The sequence below is a fragment of the Streptomyces sp. NPDC043952 genome (genome assembly GCF_056435325.1).
This window is the reverse complement of the sequence record NZ_JBWKES010000039.1, coordinates 22,417-43,875: the sequence shown is the minus strand read 5'-3', so window position 1 is coordinate 43,875 and position 21,459 is coordinate 22,417. Positions and strand designations below refer to the sequence as shown.

16 protein-coding genes are annotated in these 21,459 nt (G+C 71.0%); 7 read left to right on the top strand and 9 right to left on the bottom strand.

The annotated features are described in order from the left end of the window. Positions 1–131 precede the first annotated feature (131 nt). The 4 genes from AC069R_RS29460 to AC069R_RS29445 are packed head-to-tail and all read left to right on the top strand — an operon-like array spanning position 132 to position 3,426. Positions 132–590 carry a hypothetical protein gene (locus tag AC069R_RS29460; RefSeq protein WP_478769806.1) on the top strand — a complete coding sequence of 153 codons (459 nt, stop codon included), beginning with the start codon at positions 132–134 and terminating at the stop codon, positions 588–590. A 5-nt stretch (positions 591–595) separates the two neighbouring features. Continuing rightward, positions 596–2,014, top strand: a complete 1,419-nt coding sequence (locus AC069R_RS29455; protein ID WP_478769805.1) for a hypothetical protein — start codon at positions 596–598, stop codon at positions 2,012–2,014. After that, on the top strand, positions 1,965–2,774 hold the full coding sequence (locus tag AC069R_RS29450) for a hypothetical protein (protein WP_478769804.1): 810 nt from the start codon (positions 1,965–1,967) through the stop codon (positions 2,772–2,774). The genes AC069R_RS29455 and AC069R_RS29450 overlap by 50 nt, the downstream gene beginning before the upstream one ends. Then, positions 2,767–3,426, top strand: coding sequence for a hypothetical protein (locus tag AC069R_RS29445; protein WP_478769803.1), 660 nt, complete (start codon positions 2,767–2,769; stop codon positions 3,424–3,426). The genes AC069R_RS29450 and AC069R_RS29445 overlap by 8 nt, the downstream gene beginning before the upstream one ends. Positions 3,427–3,550: 124 nt before the next feature. Here the strand turns inward: AC069R_RS29445 and AC069R_RS29440 are convergent, their stop codons facing one another. The 7 genes from AC069R_RS29440 to eccB all read right to left on the bottom strand — a co-directional run bounded on the left by AC069R_RS29440 (position 3,551) and on the right by eccB (position 10,599). Continuing rightward, positions 3,551–3,853: a WXG100 family type VII secretion target gene (locus AC069R_RS29440; RefSeq protein WP_397983719.1), complete on the bottom strand. Its 303-nt coding sequence runs from the start codon at positions 3,851–3,853 to the stop codon at positions 3,551–3,553. 31 nt (positions 3,854–3,884) lie between these two features. Beyond that, a complete protein-coding gene (locus AC069R_RS29435) occupies positions 3,885–4,223 on the bottom strand; it encodes a WXG100 family type VII secretion target (RefSeq protein ID WP_478769802.1) in 339 nt (112 codons plus the stop codon). 81 nt (positions 4,224–4,304) lie between these two features. Next, positions 4,305–5,507 (bottom strand): S8 family serine peptidase, encoded by a 1,203-nt coding sequence (locus AC069R_RS29430; RefSeq protein ID WP_478769817.1) that lies wholly within the window; start codon positions 5,505–5,507, stop codon positions 4,305–4,307. Between the two features lie 52 nt (positions 5,508–5,559). Continuing rightward, a complete protein-coding gene (locus tag AC069R_RS29425) occupies positions 5,560–7,236 on the bottom strand; it encodes a WXG100 family type VII secretion target (RefSeq protein ID WP_478769801.1) in 1,677 nt (558 codons plus the stop codon). Next, complete coding sequence (locus AC069R_RS29420) at positions 7,236–7,658, bottom strand: hypothetical protein (protein WP_478769800.1); 423 nt, start codon at positions 7,656–7,658, stop codon at positions 7,236–7,238. Before AC069R_RS29420 ends, AC069R_RS29425 begins: the two co-directional genes overlap by 1 nt. 153 nt (positions 7,659–7,811) lie before the next feature. Beyond that, on the bottom strand, positions 7,812–9,059 hold the full coding sequence (mycP, locus tag AC069R_RS29415) for a type VII secretion-associated serine protease mycosin (protein WP_478769799.1): 1,248 nt from the start codon (positions 9,057–9,059) through the stop codon (positions 7,812–7,814). 10 nt (positions 9,060–9,069) lie between these two features. Next, positions 9,070–10,599: a type VII secretion protein EccB gene (gene eccB / locus AC069R_RS29410; RefSeq protein WP_478769798.1), complete on the bottom strand. Its 1,530-nt coding sequence runs from the start codon at positions 10,597–10,599 to the stop codon at positions 9,070–9,072. A 363-nt stretch (positions 10,600–10,962) separates the two neighbouring features. Here eccB and eccE point away from each other — a divergent pair, with 363 nt between their 5' ends. The 3 genes from eccE to AC069R_RS29395 all read left to right on the top strand — a co-directional run bounded on the left by eccE (position 10,963) and on the right by AC069R_RS29395 (position 16,285). Further along, positions 10,963–12,135 (top strand): type VII secretion protein EccE, encoded by a 1,173-nt coding sequence (gene eccE / locus AC069R_RS29405; RefSeq protein ID WP_478769797.1) that lies wholly within the window; start codon positions 10,963–10,965, stop codon positions 12,133–12,135. Between the two features lie 5 nt (positions 12,136–12,140). Beyond that, positions 12,141–12,908, top strand: coding sequence for a hypothetical protein (locus AC069R_RS29400; protein WP_397987157.1), 768 nt, complete (start codon positions 12,141–12,143; stop codon positions 12,906–12,908). A 311-nt stretch (positions 12,909–13,219) separates the two neighbouring features. Then, the gene (locus AC069R_RS29395) at positions 13,220–16,285 is read left to right on the top strand and encodes an SCO5717 family growth-regulating ATPase (RefSeq protein ID WP_478769796.1); all 3,066 of its coding nucleotides are present in this window, start codon (positions 13,220–13,222) and stop codon (positions 16,283–16,285) included. A gap of 86 nt (positions 16,286–16,371) precedes the next feature. Here the strand turns inward: AC069R_RS29395 and AC069R_RS29390 are convergent, their stop codons facing one another. Together AC069R_RS29390 and AC069R_RS29385 are read right to left on the bottom strand one after the other, a co-directional pair. Continuing rightward, positions 16,372–17,319, bottom strand: a complete 948-nt coding sequence (locus AC069R_RS29390) for a bifunctional riboflavin kinase/FAD synthetase (protein ID WP_478769795.1) — start codon at positions 17,317–17,319, stop codon at positions 16,372–16,374. A gap of 140 nt (positions 17,320–17,459) precedes the next feature. Continuing rightward, complete coding sequence (locus AC069R_RS29385) at positions 17,460–21,323, bottom strand: trypsin-like peptidase domain-containing protein (protein ID WP_478769794.1); 3,864 nt, start codon at positions 21,321–21,323, stop codon at positions 17,460–17,462. Positions 21,324–21,459: the final 136 nt, after the last annotated feature.

The window sequence follows — 21,459 nt, the reverse complement described above, 5'->3', positions numbered from 1 at the left end:
GCGCGAGTCGATGAACATGGCCGATTCGTCTGCTACCAGGTTGACCCGTCCGGCCGGGGCCCGAGAGGGTTCCGGCCGGGCTCGGCAGAACGTGTACGCAGGGTAAGGGCCAAAGGGGGAGGGGGCCACGCATGGCGTGGGATGAGTGGGAACAGCTGAAGGCCGGCGCCCTGACGAAGCAGTCGGCGCACATGCAACTCAACCATGTGGTGCCCGACGGTGGCGGCGGGAGCGGCGGCAGGAGCGCCTGGGGAGATCTCAAGGTCAGCCAGACGGATCTCGCCGCGGTGGGTAAAGCAGCACACGAACTGTTCGAGAATTTCGGACTGTACAGCGATCATGCGCGTATTTCTTCCATGAAAGCCGCAGGCGGGCTCGAGAGTGAGGGCTTCGCACTCGGCGCGGCACTCGATCATGTCGCTGAACATTGGGTGGAGCAGGTGCAAACCCTCCTGGATGCCTGCGCGCACATCTCCAACCACCTGCGTTTCACCAAGAACCAGCACGCCGCCGACGACACGTATATCGCCGGCACTCTCAGCAGCATCTCCGCCCTGGACGAGGGCTTCGACCACCGGAAGGACGACTGACAGCGGTGGATCTCGACGCGCTCCGCTTCGGCAACCTCTCGAAGCTCGGTGATGCAATCACCGACTGGGAGTGGATGACAAAGAAGCTCGCAGAACTCAAGAACGATGCTGAGAACAACCTCAAGGCCAAGGCGGATGCGGCAGACTGGGCTGGTGTCAACGCCACGGTCACTCGCGAGTTCGTGGACAAGACAGCCGACGAGTTCGCTGACGCGCATACCCAGGCCGACTCGATCACCAAGATCCTTTCCGATACCCGGAGTGAGCTGATCGACTATCGCACGCAGCTCAACGAGGCAATCGAGCATGGCCGCAAGAAGAACCTCACCGTGATGGACACGGGTGGCGGCACATTCACCGTCACCATGAACGTCCACCCCGATCGCGCTGCGAAAGGCGTCGACGTACCCGAGCACAGCCAGAAGGACGTGGACGACCTGCGGGATGAGGTCCAGCGAATCCTTCGCAAGGCGACCGAAAGCGACAACAGCGCTGCCAAGGTCCTCAGGCTCCTCGTCGACCAGGCCAAGTACGGTTTCTCAGACGTCCGCTACGAAGACCGCGACACTGCGGCCGACGCGGTCGAGGCGGCCGACAAGCTGGCGAAGATGGCCAAGCATCCGGACAAGATGTCCCTCGCCGACATCGCGGAGTTCAACCGTTATCTGGAGAAGTACCACGACGACTCTCTGTTCTCGGAGCGGCTCGCCGAAGGGATCGGCGGCAAGGGGACGCTCCAGTTCTGGACGGACATGGTGAACGCCCATGCCGGTGCGAGAGGTTCGGAACTCAAGCAGATGGAGACGTTGCAGAGGAATCTGGGCATGACCCTGGCCACCGCATCTTTCTCCGATTCGGACGGAATGCAGGCATGGAAGAAAAATATTCTAAAGGAAACGAATACGAGCTTCCATTCCCGTTCCGGGCCCCAGTACTTCAGTCCCGTGGGGGCACTCGGCTCCCAGGTTCTCAGCAGTCTCATGCATCAGGGCAAGTTCGACAGCGAGTTCCTGGACGACTACCGAACCAAGCTGTTCCAACAGGACGTTGGAGCGGGCGACTCCAACACCAACGCGCTGTGGGTGAAGGGCTACGACAGTGTCGACATGGTCTTCGGCAACGGCAACGGCCGTGACCCGCTGGAGGGTCTCTTCGACGCCCTCTCTCACAATCCCGAGGCCGCGACGCATGCCTTTGAGTCCAAGTCGGATCTGGACCACATGCTGAGCACTGCCAGGTACACCGATCGGGGGGGAATCCCTTGGGGGTGCCTTGAAGAGTGCCGTCACTGGAATCGCCGCCGGCGACACCACCTCCATGGCCCCGTCACACAGCGCGACCCAGGTCAAGATCATGGCCAACATCATGCATGCTGTGGCCAAGCCCGACGGAGGCGCAGACCTAGCAACCCAGGGGCTGGGTAGCAGCTTCGGAGATATGGCGGCTGCTTATATGCCGGAGATCAGCCAGGCCTTCGCAGGCCCTGATTCCGGTGCCGTTTTTATTACCCACAGCGAAACCCCTAAGGGGCTTACTCTTCCGGATGTAACCCGATTTCTTTCGGCGACGTCCGCAGATCCTTCAGGCAGGGCCGGGATCATCTTCGGAGAAAGCATCTACACAGGCAATCTCCTTGAGACGCACCTCTCGGATCCCTCCTTGTTCCATGGGAGCCAAGCACAAGTCCTCAGCGATATCGGTAGAAATGCAGGAATCATCGAGGGGATCGTCGGTCATTCTACCGCAAACGCAGAGGTCAATGGCGCCATCGGTAGCGAAAACGAATACAACGACGCCTTGAAAGCGAAAGGTGACTTCGCTAAATCCTGGGTCAATGTCGGCTTGACCTTTATCAAGGTCCCCGAACACCTCGGTGGAGCAACGGTGGGAGGGCTGGTCGGAGGAGGGATCGGAGCCGTCGCCGGAGCCGGTGTCGACCGACTGATCGAGGGCCAGCAACTTGAGGGAGCCAAGGACGCGGCGTTGTACCACTCAAGCCAGGACCTGTTCAAGATGCGGGATTCGGTCAGCCAACAAACGCAGTGGTCGGTAGACGACGCCCTGGCCCGGCACCACGTGGACCTGCCGGAGGACGGGATAAAAGACTCCGTACGACAGGCCGTCAACGACGGCTGGAAAGACAGTGATTACTACTTGAATCGCTCCAAGGAGCAATATGAGTAAAGAGGCCTCAAGAAGTGGTGCGCCGCAATACACTGCGAAGGCACTTTTCCTCGCCCTGATCACTATGGCAATCATAGGTGGCTGCACCTTCCTGTATTTCATAAAAGGCCTGTATTTACTCCCGGACAAGGTGTGCGACGGCGCCGCGCGGCGGGACATTGCGATCCGGACTCTGCCGCACGCGCGCTCGGCAGATCAATGGACAGATCAAGGGGATACAGGAGGCAAATTTTCATTTGCTTGCCGCATTTCCACCAGCAGTGACTCGACCCTGTCAGGGGAGGTGGATCTTCGGGGTGCCTCCGAAGCCGCATGGGTAGATTCCTACGGGCGCCTTGCAGGCAAGCGCATCGTCAGGGCCTCGAAGGGTGAACTCGAAGCGCTGGCGCAGATAGATGGCGACAGCAGCGGCTCTGCTTCCGTCTATGTCCCTTGCATACCGGCAAGTGTGAAGGAAAACGGCGCACCACACACCTACGCCTTGGTAGCGGATGTCAGTGTGAGCGGAAAGAGCAGAGCCATTGGTGCGGAGCGACGCCAAGCATTGACCGACTTCGCCTATCAACTCACTGAGCACGCCTATAAACTGGCTGGCTGCAAGGAGTTTCGCAACTTTCCTGAGGAGCTGCCCCGCTATGAGGACGGCTCATGACACATGTGGAGATCAGGGTCGCTTGCAACGACTGACCCCATGAGGCGGATCAGGGTGGAGTGACGCACGAGGGGTGGGCACCTCCCGCGCGTGCCCACCCCTCGCCGTTCTCGTGGCGTTCGGCTTACTCGAAGTAGCTGGCGCCCTTGAGGTCGCCGCCGCGGTAGTCACCGCCGGCCGCGTGCACGCGCTGGGTGATGGACATCAGCGCCTGGTGGATGCCGCTGGCGTGCTGGTCCCACTTCACGGACTTGCGCTGGAACGCGTCGTACGCCTCGCCGCCCCAGCCCTCGGCCGCGTCGTGAACTGCCTTCTTCAGCGCGCCGAGGTCGTCCTCGAGCTGCTTGGCCACGTTGCCCAGCTCGGTGGTGAGCGCGTCCAACGCACCGTACTTGACGGCCAGGTCCTGATAGTGCGGAGTGGTCATGTCTTCCTCTTTCTCGGGTGATCGATCGTGGTCAGTACAGGTTCAGCGCGGAGGTGCTCGCGCCGGCGTCGACCTCGATCTTGTTGATCGTCGAGTGGAGCTCGTCCTCGAGCTTGGTCTTTTCCTTCTGGTTGAGGTTGATCCCCTGGAGGAAGTCCTCGAGCATGCGGCCGATGGCGGCCATGTGCTCGTTGATCTCGTGCTGCTTGGTCTTGAACGCGTTGGAGCCCTGACCCGTCCAGTGGGTCTCGATCATGTCGATTGTGCCCTGGAGCCGACCGAGGCACTTGGTGACGGAGTCGTAGCGGTCGATGACGTTCTGCTCAAGCCTTTGCGCGTGCGCATCTACAAACTTACGGCCGTCGGCCATTGCGGCACTCCCCTTCGTGAGAGCGAGCTGTGCTCTTCTTGACTGCGCATCACCGGGTGGTGACGCCTTTCCTGTGAACCGTCAGGCACGTCGTCGCGACCGGATCACGGCGAAGGCCGCGCTAACGATCACCACGAGTGCGGCGGCGGCTCCGACGACCCACGTCAGTGTGTTGCCGGACGACTTCGAGCTGGTGTCGGCCGCGGAGGTCGCGCGGCCGGGGGCGGGCTTGGCGGAGGCCGGGGGGGTGGAGCTGGATGCGGGCGTGGAGGGCGAGGTGCCCGGCTTGCCGCGCCAGTTCTCCGTGGCCAGCGGATCGGCCGTCGCGGAGCCCGGATTGTAGTGCGGGTTCTCCAGCACCTTGCGGGGGCGGACGATGCCGTAGCCGAGGTAGTTGCTGGGGGTGTCCTTGGGCCACGTCCGGCCGGCGGTGTCGATCAGCGAGCGGAGGACCTGATTGGCGGTCCAATCGGGGTGGACGGACCAGATGAGGGCCGCGGAGGCAGAGGCGATGGCGGTGGCGTCACTGGTGCCGTTCATGTGAGAGCAGTACGACTGGAACTTTGCGTTACACCATCCGGGCAAGTCCACGCCGGGAGCCGCCAGATCGACGGAGGAGCCGTGGTCCGAGAACTTCCCGACCCTTGTGGTCTTGTCAATGGCAGAGACGCCGACGACGTAGGGATAAGAAACCGGGTATCCGGCGTTGTTCGACGTCTGAGCATTGTTCCCGACGGCGGCGAACATCAACTTGCCCTTTGAGGCGGCGTATTTGATCGCTGCCTCCTCGTCGTCATAGGAGATGTCGTCACCGAAGGACATATTGATGATCTTGACGTCGCTGTCGGCGATGGCCCTGATCACCTTGCCCACGTCGGGTGCCTTGTTCTCCTGCGCAAGGCTCATCCCATCGAGCGCAACGCGGTACGGCACGATCTTGGCCCCCGGCGCCAGGCCTTTCAGGCCTCCACCGCGACCAGTACCGGCGATTTCCTCCGCCATCGTCGTCCCGTGACCGTTGATGTCCTCAGTAGCCCCGTATGCAAGGGACTTCGGTACTTGATCAACCAGCACCTGCCCCTGAAGGGAGGGGGTCGAAGGGTTGACGCCCGTGTCGACGACCGCGACCTTGACCCCCTTGCCCGTGCTCGTCTTCCACATCTCGTCGGCCTTCATCGCCGACAGGTACCACTGCTGCGACTGGACGTCGGCGGCAGCCGCGCTGGGGGCCAGGCCCACCGGCAGAGCCATCAGTGCGCCGAGCGCTGCACACGCGGCGGTCAGTCGTCTCGTGCTCGCTGACAACATGCCTCTCGTACGTCCTCGCTTCATCTCGTTACTCGGTCTCCGGCGCCTGCCGCCGGCGCGACTTCTTGTCGTCGCGGTCCCGTGTGGAGCGTCGGGCCGCTGGGCGGCCCGGCACGTGCTCGTCGGAGACACGAGCGCCGTTCCTGGCCGTCGGTGCCTTGTCGTTGGGCGCGACGGGCCTACCCGCGGCCTGTGTCTCAGCGCCCTCCGGCTCGGCCGCCCGGATCACCCCGCGCTGGCCGGGTCGCTCGACGGCACGGGCGTCACGCGCGGCGGGCTCGCCACCGATGACCTTGCCGCGCGGCACCCGCGAGCCGTTGACGCCCTTCGCGGAGGGCGTGGTCGGCCGGCCACCGATGACACCGCCGGTGCGTGCCGCCCCGGTCGGGCCCGGCTCACCGATGCGCTCGCCGGGCACGCCCACGGTCCGGGGCGTGCCGCCGACGATGCCGCGGCCGACCGGACCCCGGCCCACCGGAGCCTTGCCCATGGGGGACTGCCCTATGGGGGTCCTGCCCATTGACGACACCGGACCGCGCGCGCCCACCTGACCAGGAACGACGGACTGCCGCACCCCACTGATGGGGCCGCGCCCTGCACCGGTTCCGGCCTCCGGTTCCTCGACAGCGGGTACGGCCGTCCGCGACGGCCCGACCGGGCCCCGGACGCCACCCGCTCCACCGCGTGGCACGGGCATGCCCACGGGCGGGACCATGGGGCCGGTGGGGAAGGGGGCGATCGGTCCCCCACCACCGCCACCAGGACCGGGTGCGGTCGGCGGCGCGACCGGCACCGTCGGCTTCACGGTGTCCGGAGGCAGGGTGTTGACGCTGTCGATGTTGGTGCCGACGTGCTGGGTCGGGTCCACGTGGACATGCTGGTCCGGTGGCAAGACCACGTGGTGCAGCTTCGGCCCGAGGTCAGCCCCCTTCCCATCCGGTCCGTCCGGAGATGCGACAGAGTGCTGACGCGCCGTCCCGCCTGCGGGCAGGTATGCGGGAGTTGTCTGACCTCCGCTCTGCGAATTGTGACGGGTTTTGCCGCTGGCCATCGGCACCCCCATGTCCGGCATCTTCCCGAACTTGGGCTCGCTCAGCCCCCGCAGGTTCCCCTCCGAGACCGCGTAGTACGACGCCAGACGGCTCATCTGGTTGATCGCCTCTTGGCGGTGGTTCTCGACCATCTGGGCCTGTACGCCACCCGGATCCAACTTGGCCTGCTCGCCCGGCAGGATGCCCTTGGGCCGGTTGTCACGGGGCGGCATGGAGCTGCGTACGGAGGCGAGTCCCATGCTGGCCGCGGACACCTGGGTGGCCACGTTATCCGCGAATTCGGCGAGGTCGTAAGCATTGTTGACGAGGTCACCGGCCCAGCCGTGGAACGCGTTGGCCGCCTCGCCATGCCAGTCGACCCGGCCGATGTTCTGCAGGAGCTCACCGGCGGCGTTCCAGATGGCGTCCCGTGCGTCCCAGAAGCCGTTGGCGGCGTTCTCCAGATCCTCCGGCTTCGCGGCATGCACCATATCGATCATGTCGTTCAGCTGGTGGTTCTCGAAGTCGCTGACCGTGCAGCCGCCGCCCGGCGCCTTGAGGCTCGGCGTGGCGCACTGATGCTTGTCCAGGGCCGACTTCTCGTCCTTGAACTGGTCGGCGGCCAGCGCGCGGTCCAATTGATGCAGATCCGGCTTCTTGCCGTGGTCACCCATCAGATGTTCCCGCCGCCCTGCTCGGTGCCGCCGCGCTTCTGGTCCTTGCGCACATCGCCGTACTTCTCGTTGATCTCCATGCGGATCTCGTGGAACCGCCGCCGCTCGTCGTCGTCCAGATTCGCGAAACCGATGTCCGCGCCGTGCACGGCGATCTGCATCGCCTCGACCTGCAGCGTCAGCGACTTGGAGAGTGTCACGAGGCGGTCGTGGACCCGCGTGTACTGGCTGTGCAGACCGGTGGCCTCGGGGAAGCCGCCGTGGCCGCAGAACGAATCGGCGGCGAGCGTGTGCATCGCCACTTTTTTCGCCGAGCCGGGCGAACGCTCGAAAGTGTCGAGCACCCCGTCCACACGTGTCTTAAAGGTCTTCAGTGCCTCAAGACCGACCTTCAGTCCGCCCGTGCCGTCGTCAGGCCGCACGTCGCGCCACCCCCGTTTCCGTCCCCTGCTCGGGGCGGCAGCGGTCCCCAAGCGTTCGTCTTCGCAACGCAGTCACTGTAGTCAACGTGACTGACACCCCCCAACTGACTTGTGTGACAAGTCTGCTGCGGCCCGGCGGCCTTCACGCATCTTTCACGCCGCCGGCCGCCCCGGACCGCCGTCCGCCGTCCTTCTGCGGGCGTCACGGATCGCCACCGCCACCCCCGCCAGGGCCGCCACCAGCACGGCCGCCCCGACGGCCACGTACGTCGCCAGCCGGGCGTTGCGTTCGTCGGCCGTCTCGCCGAGCACCAGCCGGGCCGGGGTCGGCGCCTGGGCGTGGCTGAGGCCCTCGTGCGGGTCTGGCTTCTCGATGGGGTGCTCGTCGTCCGTCAGGGCGCGGACCGGGTCGACGACGCCCCAGCCGACCAGCATGTCGTGCCCGGCGACCGAGCGCTCCGCGGTCTGCTCGATCTGGGCGACGATCTCGCGCGCCGTCCAGCCGGGGTGCTTCGCCTTGATGAGCGCGGCGACACCGGCCACGTACGGGGCCGAGAAACTCGTGCCGTTGTCCGAACAGTGGCCGCCCTTGGGCACGGTGGAGATCATGTCGACGCCGGGTGCGGCGACGCCCACGAAGTCGCCGGACTGGGAGAAGGACGCGCGCTCGTTGTTGCGGTCCGAGGCGGCGACCGCCAGGACACCCGGATAGGACGCCGGGTACGTCAGCTTGACGTTGCCGTCGAGGCCGTCGTTGCCCGCGGAGGCCACCACCACGATCTGGTGCGCCAGGGCGTCGTCGATCGCGCGGCGCAGGCCGTCGGCCGGCTGTATGGCGTTCGCGGTGTCCTGGGAGATGTTGATGACCTGGGCCTTCACCTTGATCGCGTACTCGATCGCCTGGGCGAGGGTGGCCGCGGTGCCGTCACCTTCCGCGTCGTTCTGCTTGATGGGAATGATGGTCGCCTCGGGTGCGAGACCGACGAATCCCGTTCCCTGCATGGGCCGGGCGGCGATGATGCCCGCGACGCGGGTGCCGTGTCCGACGGTGTCCGTCGTGCCGTCCGCCTTGCCGCGGTCGATCTTCTGGCCCTTGGTGTTCTTCGCCGGCAGGAAGTTGGCGCCGCTCGACGCGTCCACCGCGTGGGCGAGTTGAGGGTTCTGGGTGTCCACGCCGGTGTCGATGACCGCGACGCGCACGTCCTTGCCCTTGGACTGGCTCCACAGCTCGTCCAGCAGCACGCGCTGGAGGGCCCAGGGGCGCCCGGAGTACACCTTGTTCGGGAAGTTGCACTGGTCGGCGAAGGAGTCGGCGGCGGCCGGCGGGGCCGGAGCGACAGCGGCGGTGCACAGTGTGGCGGCCGCGATCACCGCGGTACGGAGCAGACGCGGGTACGACACGTGGCTCCTCCTACGAGCCCTGCGGCTGGCTCGCCGCGGTGGTCGACAGGCGCGGACCGGTGGGCAGGAACACCGACCAGGGGGCCGGGATCGGGGCGGGTTCGAGACCGGCGTACCCGAGCCGGGTCTGGGCCAGTTGGGCCTCCTGCTGGAGTTCCTTGCGCTGCTTGTCCGTCATGCCGTACTCGATGCCCTTGGAGTCGGTGTCGGCGTTCGACTGCATGGCGTAGCGCAGGCCCGTGTCGGTGACGAGGAAGACACCGCCGACCTTGGTGTCCGTGCCCTGGAACTGGCGGTAGAGCTGCCCGGAGCCGGGGGTCACGTAGGCGCTCGACGAACCGGTGGGCAGTTCGGCGGGGAAGTCGCTGCCGGCCCAGGTGCTGAGGGTCGTGTCGCCGTTGCCGGGGGCGACGTGGTCGAGGACGTTGCAGACGGTGTCGCGGCTGCCGCTCGCGGTGCCCGCGTCGTTGACGACCTTCGGGGCCAGGCTCGGCCACTTGCGGTCGGCCGCGAACGCGGTCGAACCCGGTACGAAGGCGCCCGCGCTGACGTCGAGCGCCTTGCTCGCCTGACCGAGACCGACGAGAGCCTTGCTGTTGAGGAGCAGCCTGGCGGTGAAGTCGGAGACGGGCAGGACCTTGCCCTGTTCGACGACGTAGAACTGCTGGCGGTCGCCGTTGGGAGCGCGCAGCACCATGCCGACCTTGTTCGCGGCGTCCGGCAGGCTGCCCTGGACACCGGCGGGCGCGCCCGCGGTTCCCTCGATCCGGGGAAAGGTGATCGGGTCGCCGGGGTGCAGGGTGTCGAGCCAGTCCCGCGAGACGCGTTCGGGCTGCCGGCCGGCGCCGACGAGGGTGCGCAGCAGCAGCTCGTCGTCCTTGTCGACCGCGTACGCCGTGCCGTGGGCGTCCACGATGTAGCGCTGCCCGTCCGGGGCGGCGACGTACATGATGTCGCCGCCGGCGAGTTTCTCGCGGGCGCCCTCGGTCTTCTTCCTGTCGCGGGCGGCGAGCACGAACGCCGCCTTCTGGATGGCCCTGCCGCCCGCGCTCGGACGCTCGCAGACGGCCCAGCGCTTGGGCGCGCCGGCCTCCTGGCTGGAGGGCAGGCGGTCGGGGGCGTACGGGATGCCGATGGTCACGCCGTGCGGGATCTTGCCGTTGTCGAGGATCGACTCGTCGACGGTGACCACGTCGCCCTTGCCGTCGGCGAGGAGAAGCTTCGCCGACGCCATGTTGAGCACGGGGTGCAGCTGGGTCTTGCCGTCGGTCTTGAGGACGACGTACCGGGTGGTCGACTTGCTGGCGATGATCACCTTTTCGCCCGGAGTGTCCCAGCCCTGCGGTGCGGTCGGGCGGAACATCCCCCAGGCGCCGAACACGGCCATGACGACCACTCCGACGATGGTGCCGGGCAGGATCGCCCGCAGCGGCTTGGGGGCCGCTTCCTCCGAGCCGTCGGAGGAGGGCTGGACGAACGCCGCGAGCATGCGCTGCTTCGCAAAGGTGTAGGCGTTGAGTTGATCCCGCCGAGATGCCATCTGCCCCTGCTTCTCCCCGTGTGGCCGTGCGGATACCGGTCGAAGACCACCGTCTCCGGCACGCCGTTGTCGGACCGAGCCCCTACTATGCCTGGTGGCTGGACGGTTCCGTGGAGCGGGTAGGGTACCGGGGCCCTCGAGGGCACTGCTCAGGGGCCGCACGGCAGGGAGTTGTAAGGAAAATGGGGGGATGAGTTGAGGGCTTCCGGGACGCGGTCTCGTACGCGCCGGCAAGGACGGGGAACCGGCCCCTCGACGGCCGGTGAGCAGCCGGCGGCAGCTCGGCAGGTGCCGCCCGGTGAACGGCGACTCCCGGATCCGGCGGGTCCGGGTGCCTGTCCGACGCTGTCCGGTTCGTTCCGCATGCAACGGCTCGTCCTGCCGGAACTCGCGTTGGCCCTGCTTGTCGTCGGGTGGGTCATCGGCCCGTTCGCCCTGGTGCCCGCCGCGATCGTCGCCGTACTGCTGATAGCCCTCGCGTTCGTCCGGCGGCGCGGCCGGTCGCTGCCCGAATGGCTGATCACCGCGCGGGAGTTGAAGGCCCGCAAGCGCCGGGCCGCGAGCACCCCGATACCGCCGGGCACCGAACCATCGCTGGTGCCCGCGCTCGAATGCGAGCCGAGCCTGCGCACGTACGCGTACGGCGGGCGCGACCGCCGCCCCGTCGGCATCGTCGGTGATGGCACCTTCGTCACCGCGGTGCTCCAGGTGGAGGCCGACGCGACCGCGTTGCGGGCGGAGCGGAGCCGGCAGCCGTTGCCGTTGGGGCTGGTGCGGGACGCGTTGGAGGTGGACGGGATACGGCTGGAGTCGGCGCAGGTCGTGCTGCACACGCAGCCCGCGCCCGCGCTGCACCTGCCGCAGCAGTCGGTGGCCGTCGCCAACTACCTGCCGTTGCAGGAGCAGACCGGCGCCCCGGCCGTGCGGATCACCTGGATCGCGCTGAAGCTGGACCCGGAGGCGTGCGCGGAGGCGGTGGCCGCGCGCGGGGGCGGACTGCTCGGGGCGCAGAAGTGCGTCGTGCGCGCCGCGGACCATCTGGCGAGCCGGCTGACCGGGGCGGGCTTCAGGGCCCGCGTGCTCGACGAGGAGGAGCTGATCGCCGCGCTCGCCACCTCGGCCTGCGCCAATCCGCTGGTCACCGCGGAGGCGGGGCGCGGCGAGACGCGGGAGCGGCGCACGGAGGAGTCCGCGCGCAGCTGGCGCTGCGACAACCGGCGGCACACCACCTACTGGGTGCGGCGCTGGCCCCCGCTGGGCGGCGGGCGCGGCGAGTCCCTGCCGCAGCTGATCGCGAAGGTCACGGCGGTGCCGGCGCTGGCCACCACCTTCAGCCTCACCCTCGCACCCGGCGACCGGCAGGAGGTGTCGCTGTGCGGGCACCTGCGGGTGACCGGCCGCAGTGATGACGAACTCGTCGCGGCCCGGCGGGCGTTGGAGGCGGCGGCCCGCGAGGCCGGTGCCGGTCTGGCCCGCCTCGACCGCGAGCAACTGCCCGGCATGCTGGCCACTTTGCCCCTCGGAGGTGCGCGGTGACGACGATTCCCACGGCTTCCCCCGGCCCGCTTCAGGCGGCGGACGGCACCGGACCGCGCGGCCTCGGCGAACGGCTGCGGCACGGACTCGGGCTGCTCGGCCCCCGGCACGGCCGGCACGCGCTGTCCGCCCAGCTGCTGGACGCGCTCGCGCTGCCCATCGGCGACGACGGTGTGGTGGCCGGTGTGGACGCCGAGGGCCAGCCCGCCGTGCTGGGCATCAACCGGCCCACGCCGTACGACGTGGTGCTGATCGGCGGCCTGTGGACGGCGCAGGTGCTGGCGCTGCGCGCGGCGGCCACCGGGGCGCGGGTGGCCGTGGAGACCGGCCGGCCGCAGGCCTGGATGCAGATGGTGCACGCCATGGGCGGCGGGCAGAACGGACTGTCGGTGTACGACGTCGGGCGCGTCCCCCCGCAGGGCGCCTCGGCCGGTACGCCGGTCGTGGTGGTGCGGGACTGCGGCATGCGGCCCCCGCGCGGCCGGGTGGCGTCCGGGCCCTGGCAGTCGGTGCTGACCCTGCTGCCGTATCTCAGCCCGGTCGCGCCCCGGCTGCTGCGCCAGGCCCGGCTCGCCGGTATCCAGCGGGTCTCGCCGGACGAGGCCGCCGAACTCGGCCGCACCATGGGGCTGACGCGCACCGAGGTGGAGTCGCTGCCCGCGCTGCCGGACGGTGTCACCCTGTGGTGTACCGACCGGGACCGGCAATATGTGCTGACCCAACCGACCGACGCCGAGACCGGGTTGCTGGGCACACCGCGACGCATGGACTGAATTGCCCTTGCCTGTTGGTTTTGTTCGTTTTCCCTGCCCTTCCCGTTCGCCGGTTCTCTTCCGGTTGCTCCCGGTTTCGTGCCACAACTCGGGGAGCGGGCCGGGGGCTTCGCCCTGCCTTCCGGCCTCGTGTGCGCGAGCCGAGAAGCAGGCGGGCCTGCCGGGGGGCGGCTCGTGGTGATTAGGCTGGGAGCAGGCGTGACGGCAGGACCCGTGGACCGGGCTGCCCCTGACGACTACGGACGACTCGAACGACACGACATGGTCGCCCCGCCACGGCATGAGGGTGCTCGACCACACCAGGAGGAACTGTGAGCAGCGATCGGGACGGGACGCGCGGGGGCTGGGCCACACCCGGCGATGACCAGCCCGACGCGGAGGCCGTCGAGACCACCGGCGAGTTCACCATCGACTACGCTCCCCCGGCCTGGTACACGCAGAACGCGTCCGGCACGGCCGGCTCCGGCAGTTCCATCGGGGGTGCGGGAGGCGTGAACGGCGCGGGCGGATACGCCGAGCAGGGCGGGACCGACGGGGCGGGGGCCTCGGGGTCTGCGGCTGCCTCCGGTTCCTCGGGTGCGTCCGGGTTTCCGTCGTTTTCCTCGTCGGGAGGTGCGGGGGGCACGGGGGGCGCGGACGCCGGGGTGGTGCCACCGCCGGTCGGTACGCCGCCCGTTGGCGCCCCGCCCGTTGGCGCCCCGCCGGTCGGTGCGCCGTCCGTCGGTACGGCGGCGCAGGGGACGCCGTTCGCTCCGCCGATGCCGCCGCCCGTGCCGCCGCAAGCTCCGGTGGGGCCCGCGCGGTCGTTCGGCGATTCCGTTCCGGTGCCCGGCCTGCCCGACGGGTTCGAGCTCCAGCAGCCGCAGGGCCGGCCTGCCCAGCCCGAGGGCTCGCCCGTCGAACCCGAGACGGGCAACGGGGATCTGGAGAGCGGGGCGACCATGCGGTTCTCCGCCGTCGCCCTGAAGCGTGAGATGGCCGAGATCGCCGAGCGCGCCGCCGCGCTCCAGAAGGCTGCCGCCGAGTCCGGGACGGCGGACCGGAGCGAGCCCGAGCCCGAGTCCGAGCCCAAGGTGGAGGCCGAGGCGGAGGCCACCAGTGCCGGGGACGGCGCTTCCGGCGTCGCGTCCGGTGCCGGTGGCGAGTTGGACGCGGGGAGCGGTGAGGCCGCGGGGCAGGGTGAGGGCGGTGCCTCGCCGGAGAACCCAGAGAACACGGGCGGGGACGGGGGCACGGCCGTCGACGGCGCGGTGCCGGGCGACGACGCGGTGACGGGCGGTGGCGCGGCGAACGCCGTGGACGCGGACTCCGCGCCGGCGGACTCCGGCCCCGTACCGGATGACTCCGGCCGGGAAGGGTCCGCGCGGGAGGGCGCCGCCGAGGGCGTCCGGGACGCGGCCCCGCAGAACCCCGCGCCCCAGGACGCGGCACCGCAGGACGCCGCCCCGCAGAACCCCGTACCCCAGAACGCCGCCCCCCAGGACGCGGCCCCGCAGGACGCCGTCGGACAGCCCGCTCCCCCGGTGCCGCAGGACTTCCCGGCCGCCTGGACGCCGCCGCCCGCGCCGCAGAACGGTGTGCCCCCGCTGCCGCCCTCGTACCAGCCCGCCGCCCCGGCCCCGGCGAACCAGTGGCCCGCGCAGCAGCCCCTGCCGCCGCAGGCGGGACCGCAGCCGCCCGCGCCCCAGCAGCCCGGTCCGGCGCAGGGGCCGCAGCCGCCGTTCCAGCCGCAGGCGCCGCAGCCCGCGCCCGCGGTCTGGGAGCAGCCGAACCAGCACGGGCAGCGCCCTCAGCCTCCGCAGCCCAACCAGCAAGGGCAGCCCCCGCAGCCCCCGCAGCCGAACCACCCCGGCATGCCCATGCCGCCCGCCCAGCCGAGCCTCCAGGGGATGCCGCAGCCGAACCAGGCCGGCGGCTACGCCTTCCCGCCGGTCCCGGCGCCCCAGCCCCCTGCGCCCAACGCGCCCAACGCCCCCGCCCAGCAAGGCGGTTACGGCTTCCCGCCGCAGCCCCAGTCCGAGGCCCCGCAGCCCCCCGTCGACCCGCGCGCCGGGGCCGCCTGGCCGCAGGCGGTCCAGCACGACCAGCGGCAGCCCACCAACCCCGGTGCCGCTCCGCTGGGTTACACCGCGGCCGTGGAGCTGTCCGCGGACCGGCTGCTCAACAACCGCCGGCAGAAGGCGCGCAGCGGGCGGCCCGCGGCGGGCGGGTCCCGGTTCAAGCTGGGCGGCAAGAAGGAGGAGGCCGAGCGGCAGCGCAAGTTGGAGCTGATCCGTACGCCGGTGCTGTCCTGCTACCGGATCGCGGTCATCAGCCTCAAGGGCGGCGTGGGCAAGACCACCACGACCACCGCGCTGGGCTCCACCCTCGCCACCGAGCGGCAGGACAAGATCCTCGCCATCGACGCCAACCCGGACGCCGGCACGCTCGGCCGGCGGGTGCGCCGGGAGACCGGGGCCACCATCCGCGACCTGGTTCAGGCGATCCCGTACCTGAACTCGTACATGGACATCCGCCGGTTCACCTCGCAGGCGCCCTCCGGTCTGGAGATCATCGCCAACGACGTGGACCCGGCCGTCTCGACCACGTTCAACGACGAGGACTACCGGCGCGCGATCGACGTGCTCGGCCGCCAGTACCCGATCATCCTCACCGACTCCGGCACCGGTCTGCTGTACAGCGCCATGCGCGGGGTGCTCGACCTCGCCGACCAGCTGATCATCATCTCCACGCCGTCCGTGGACGGTGCGTCCAGCGCCAGTACGACGCTGGACTGGCTGGCCGCGCACGGGTACTCCGACCTGGTGTCCCGCTCGCTGACCGTGATCTCCGGGGTCCGCGAGACCGGCAAGATGATCAAGGTCGAGGACATCGTGTCGCACTTCGAGACCCGCACCCGCGGGGTGGTGGTCGTGCCCTTCGACGAGCACCTGGCCGCCGGTGCCGAGGTGGACCTCGACATGATGCGGCCGCGCACCCGCGAGGCGTACTTCAACCTCGCCGCGATGATCGCCGAGGACTTCGTGCGGCACCAGCAGGCGCACGGGCTGTGGACCAGCGACGGCAACCCGCCGCCGATGGCCGCCCCGCCGATGCCGGGCCAGCAGCAGACGCCGCCCCAGGGCCAGCCCTACCCCCAGCCCTATCCGCAGGGACCGGGACAGCAGTACCCCGGCCAGCCCGGCCAGCCCTACCCGCCCCAGGCCCCGCAGCCCCAGCAGCCCTACCCGCCCCAGCAGCAACAGCAACCGGGGCAGCCGCAGCCGGGCCAGCCGGGGCAACCCGTCCCAGGGCCCTACCCCCCGCAGCCGGGCCAGCCGTACCCTGGCCAGCCCTACCCCCAGGGGCAGCCCCCGCAGCCCCCGCAGCAGCCGTAACCCGGCGGCCGTAGCGGCATGACGAAAGGGCGGCCGGTGCTCCACGCACCGGCCGCCCTCCGTCGTCGTAGCAGAGTCCGCCGCCGCTAGCCCTCCGCCGCCACGATCTCCCGGCACCGCTTCACATCGGCCGCCATCTGTTCGAGCAGCGCCTCCAGCGAGTCGAACTTCGCCTGGCCGCGGACGTAGGCGAGGAAGTCGACGGCGACGTGCAGGCCGTACAGGTCGAGGCCGACGCGGTCGATGGCGTACGCCTCCACCGTGCGCTCGGTGCCGTCGAACTGCGGGTTCGTGCCCACCGAGATGGCGGCCGGCATGATCTCGCCCTGCGCGTGCAGATAACCGGCGTACACGCCGTCGGCGGGGATCGCGGTGTGCGGCAGGGTCTCGACGTTGGCCGTGGGGAAGCCCAGCTCACGGCCGCGCTGGGCACCGCGCACCACGACACCCTCCACCCGGTGCGGGCGGCCCAGGATCTCGCGGGCGCCCTCGACATCGCCCTCGGCGACCAGCCGCCGGGTCAGGGTCGAGGAGAACGGCCGGCCGCCGCCCGCCGCGCCGGACACGTACAGGTCGATGACCTCGACCTCGAAGTCGTAGACCTTGCCCTGTTCGGCGAGGAACTCGACGTTGCCGGCCGCCTTGTGGCCGAAGCGGAAGTTCGGGCCCTCCACGACCGCCTTGGCGTGCAGCTTGTCCACCAGGACCTTCACCACGAAGTCGGCGGGCGACAGCTTGGAGAACTCGCTGGTGAAGGGGAGGATCAGCACCGCGTCGACGCCCAGTTCGGCCATCAGCTCGCAGCGGCGGTGGTGCGGGGCGAGCAGCGGCGGGTGGCTGCCGGGGCGCACGACCTCGCTGGGGTGCGGGTCGAAGGTGACGACGACGGCCGGGACGCCCAGCTCACGGGCGCGGTCGACGGCGTGCTTGATGATCAGCTGGTGGCCGCGGTGGACACCGTCGTAGGAACCGATGGTGACGACGCTGCGCCCCCAGTCCTCGGGGATGTCCTCCAAGCCACGCCAGCGCTGCACTGTGACCGCTCCTCGAACCCGTGTCCGTGTCTACCTTGACGATTGTGCAGGTCTAAGGGTGCCATGCCGGGTGGCCGGGGCCCGCATCGGTGGGGGCGCTGTGACCCGGCGCACGTCGCCGGGGCAGCTCGGGGGCGGTGTCAGGCCGGTACCCGCGCGCCCCCGAGGATTTCCAGGGTGCGGCGGGTGCTGGGGCCCACCACGGCCGCCCACTCGTCCGGGGCCTCGGCGAGCCAGCGGGTCATCCGGGCGGCGAAGCCGGGGACGTGCCGGCCGAGGTCGGCCAGGGCGCGGTCGAAACGGGTGGCGCCCTCGGGGGTGCGGCCCAGGAGCAGCCCGGTGCGGTGGACGAGGGCGCGGACCTCGTTTACGGAACGGGATCCCGATTCCACCGCTCCCCGACCGGCTTCCACGACCCCCTGACCGGCTCCGGAGGCCGCCGGACCGGATTCCGGGACGGCCGACCCGGTTTCCGCGACCGCCGGACCGGTTTCCGCGACCGCCGGGCCGGTTTCCGCGACCGCCGCGTGCACCACGGCGACCAGCACCGACGGCTCCTCCTCGCGGGCGAGCAGGAAGTCCAGGAGTTCGGCGCGCGGCGAGCCGGGGACGCGGGTGCCGGGGGCGGCGAGGACGGTGGCGAGGGCGGCCCGCAGCGGTTCGGGGCCGTCCCTGAGCAGGCCGGTGACCAGCGGGAACAGCACAGGGCGGGCGCCGGGGCCGGGTTCCAGCCGGTGCTCGACGGCGGTGGCGATCCGGCCGGCGGTCTCCGGGTGCGGGCGCGCCGCCTCCCGCAGCAGGCTCGCGGCGGCGCGGGCGAGGGCTGGGGTGGTGACATCGGCGAGGAGGCGGCGCAGGCAGTCGGCCGCCTCCCGGTGCGGGCCGCGCAGCCGGGTACGGAAGGCGTCCAGGACGGGTTCCGGGTGGGTGGGGAGGGCCGGGAGCAGGGCGGTCGCGGGGACGAGCGGGTCGCCGTCCGCGAAGTGGCGCAGCGCGTCGGCCAGATGCCGGTCGCGGAACCGGGGGTCGCCGGCCAGGAGGGCGTGGGCGCCGCCGTGCAGGGCGTGGTCGGCGGGGCGGTCGAGCACGGCGCGCGCGGCACGGCACAGCAGCTCGCGGTCCCCGGCCCCGCGCACATACGGGGCGGCGCGCAGCGCGAGCGTCACGGCGGCCGGATGCCGGGCGGACCGCTCGTCCCGCGCCCAGCGGTGCACGGCCCGGCACAGCGCCGACGGCTCCTCCTCGGCGAGCACGAGGAGCAGTTCCTCCGCGTGCCGGTGGCCACTCTCGGCCAGCGCCTCCGTAAGAGAGTCCAGCGCACCGTGCCGATGGGTGTGCAGCAGGGCCTGCGCGGCGGTCGCCACGGTGGCGTGCGGGGCGGCGGGCAACGGCCGCTCGTCCTCGAACCACCGTGTCAGACACGGCTGTACGGCATCGGGCGCGGCCGCCAGCAACCGGGCGACGGCGTCGAGGTACCGCTCCCCCGGCACCCCCGCGACCGGCCCACCGCCCGCACGCGCCGCACCTGCAGTCAGCGCCTCCGCACCCGCAGGCAGAGCACTCGCACCCGACGCACCCGCACCCGACGCATCCCCACCCGCACCCGACGCGCCCGCGCCCGACGCCGACGCGCCCCCACCGGACGGCCGCGCACGCGCCCTCGACGCGCCCGCCGCCGGGTCGGCGAGGACGAGCCGGCGCAGCAGGTCCAGGCGCCCGGCCATCGGCAGCGGCAGCCCGGTCCAGAAGGCGGGCCCGAACTCCACCGGCACCGGCCGCAGTTCGCGCCGCCAGGCCACCACGCGCTCGGCGAGCAGCCGCAGCACCTCGGTGTACGGCGTCGCGTCCGGCGCCTGCCCCAGGGTCCCGGCGAGCAGCCGGGCGGCCCACCAGGACTCGGTGTCCAGATCCAGCGCATCCACCAACTCTCGCAGCTGAAAGGCGAGTTGGCGGGAGCCGTGGCGGCGGCCGAGGTGCAGCAGGGCCTGGACGACGGGCCCGGCACGATGGCGCGCCACCGGCGCCGCGTCCGCATCCGCATCCACCAGCTCCGCTCCGGAGTCACGGGCGCGGTGCACCAGGGTCTGCACGGCCTCGTCCAGGTCGAGGTGCAGGCCCTGGAGCCAGTCGGCCAGTTCCTCGTGGGCGAAGCGGTAGCCCCGCCCGGCCGGCACGAGCAGGCCCTCGGCGAGCACGGCCGAGGCCCAGCCGGTGCCGCCGCCGAGCCGCTCGGGGGCCTGCCCCCACGGGAACACCGCCTCGAAGGACGCCCGGTCCAGTTCCCCCTGCGCCGCCCCGAGGCTGAGCCGGGCAGCCTCGTGCACCTGCCCGGCGACCCGCGCGGCGAGCCGTCGTACGGCCGTGCCGCGCAGCCCCCGCTCGGCGGCGAGCCGCACCGCGATGCGCAGGCACACCAGGTCGAGGTGGGCCGCGAACACCTCGTGCCGGTCGACGGGACCGGCGAACGGCGCCGTCCGCAGTACGGCCCACACCTCCGACAGCAGCCGCAGGGTGAGCGGATGCCGGGCGTCCCGCGCGGCGAGCAGGCCCTCGGGAAGCCCGTACCGCACCCGCGCCTGCTCGGCCTCCCGCGCGTCCAGGTCGCCAAGTACGACCGCCCGTGCGGGAGTTGAGGCGAACCCGGCCTGCTCCCAGTACTCCTCCCGGCAGGCCACCACCAGACGGGCGCCGGTCCGCCGTAGCCAGCCGAGGGTGCCCTCGGTCCATTCGGAAAGGCGCCGGGCCAGGGCCGGGGGCATCTCCTCGGGGCCGTCGAGGAGGAGCAGGAGGGGCCGGCCGGCGCGGGCGGCGAGGTGTTCGGGGGTGAGGTCGCCGAGGTCGGGGTCGAGGTGGCGGGCGGCGGCGATGATGCGGGCGGCCCGGCGCAGGGCGCGGTGGGCGGCGTCGGCCAGCGAGCCGTCGCGCTCCTCCAGATCGGCGCCGCGCAGCCACAGCGTCGGCGCGGCGGCGCGGGCGCGGCGGGCGGCCAGCGCCGCGAGTTCCGTCGTACGACCGCTGCCCGGTGCGCCGACCAGACCGAGCACGCACCGGTCGCCCTCGTCCGCGAAGGCGGCCAACTCCTCTGCCACCGACGCGCGTTCGACCGGCTGCACCAGGGCCCTGGGCGGTCCGTCCTGGCCCACCGAGGTGGCGGTCAGCTCCAGGACGCCGGCGAGGTTGAGGTCGGCGCCGTACGCGGGCACGGTGGCCGCGTTACGTGCGAGCAGCTCGGCGAGGGGGCCGTCGGCGGCGCGCGGCGGCACCGCGAAGCCGGCGTCGCGGTGGGGGGCGTGCAGGACGGTGCCGAGGACGCCGAGGACCGCGCCCGTACGCGCGTCCACCACAGGGCCGCCGGCCGCCCCGCCGCCGGGGCGCAGCGCGTCCCGGCCCGCCGTCCCGATGGCCAGCTCCAGCGCGTCGCCGATCAGATGACGGCCGTACGACACCTCGGCGGCGGCCAGCACCCGCGCCTCGCGCCAGATCCCGGCGGCGAGCCGCACGTAGGTGCCGGCCGCGACGCTCGCCCGGCCGCTCAGCGGCAGCGGCGGCACGTCCAGGCCCTCGGTGCGCACCAGGGCCAGGTTCCGGGCGGGCAGCCCGGTCACGTCCTCGGCGCCGACCACGCGGGTGCGGTCCCCGGCGCGCAGTACCAGCCGGTCGAGGCCGTCGACGGCTTCGTGGCTGGTGAGGAGGGTGCCGTGGTGGTCGGCGAGGAAGCCGGTGCCGCGGGTGCGGCCGGCGGGGTCCTGGATGTGGACCAGCGGGTCGGCGGTGCGGGCGTCCGCGAAGGGCGCGGGGTCCGTACGGCGGATGCCCACCAGGGCGCCTGCCGGGTGCGGGTGGGACGTGCTGATCACCCGCGCGCCGCGCGCCCCGCCCGAGCCGGCGCTGTCCGCGCGAGCGGCCTCGGTGCGGACGGTCTCCACGTGGCCGGTCTCCACGTGGACGGCCTCCGTGTGGACGGCCTCCGTGTGGGCGGCGAACGGTCCCGTCGCGTCCGTCATGTCACCCGTGCCGTGCGCCGTGGCCCCGCGGGCGCTGCCGGTTCGCGGGTCTCCTGCCGTCATCGTCCTGCCTTCCCGCCTTGCCCGTGCCTGTGGCGACGGTAGGCGGGTGAAGATCGGCGGGGCGGCCCGCTCG

Coding starts and splice junctions, on each gene's coding strand:
- AC069R_RS29385 (WP_478769794.1), bottom strand. CDS start 21,323: ATGACGGACGCGACGGGACCGTTCGCCGCCCACACGGAGGCCGTCCAC.
- AC069R_RS29460 (WP_478769806.1), top strand. CDS start 132: ATGGCGTGGGATGAGTGGGAACAGCTGAAGGCCGGCGCCCTGACGAAG.
- AC069R_RS29435 (WP_478769802.1), bottom strand. CDS start 4,223: ATGGCCGACGGCCGTAAGTTTGTAGATGCGCACGCGCAAAGGCTTGAG.
- AC069R_RS29440 (WP_397983719.1), bottom strand. CDS start 3,853: ATGACCACTCCGCACTATCAGGACCTGGCCGTCAAGTACGGTGCGTTG.
- eccB (WP_478769798.1), bottom strand. CDS start 10,599: ATGGCATCTCGGCGGGATCAACTCAACGCCTACACCTTTGCGAAGCAG.
- eccE (WP_478769797.1), top strand. CDS start 10,963: ATGCAACGGCTCGTCCTGCCGGAACTCGCGTTGGCCCTGCTTGTCGTC.
- AC069R_RS29425 (WP_478769801.1), bottom strand. CDS start 7,236: ATGGGTGACCACGGCAAGAAGCCGGATCTGCATCAATTGGACCGCGCG.
- AC069R_RS29445 (WP_478769803.1), top strand. CDS start 2,767: ATGAGTAAAGAGGCCTCAAGAAGTGGTGCGCCGCAATACACTGCGAAG.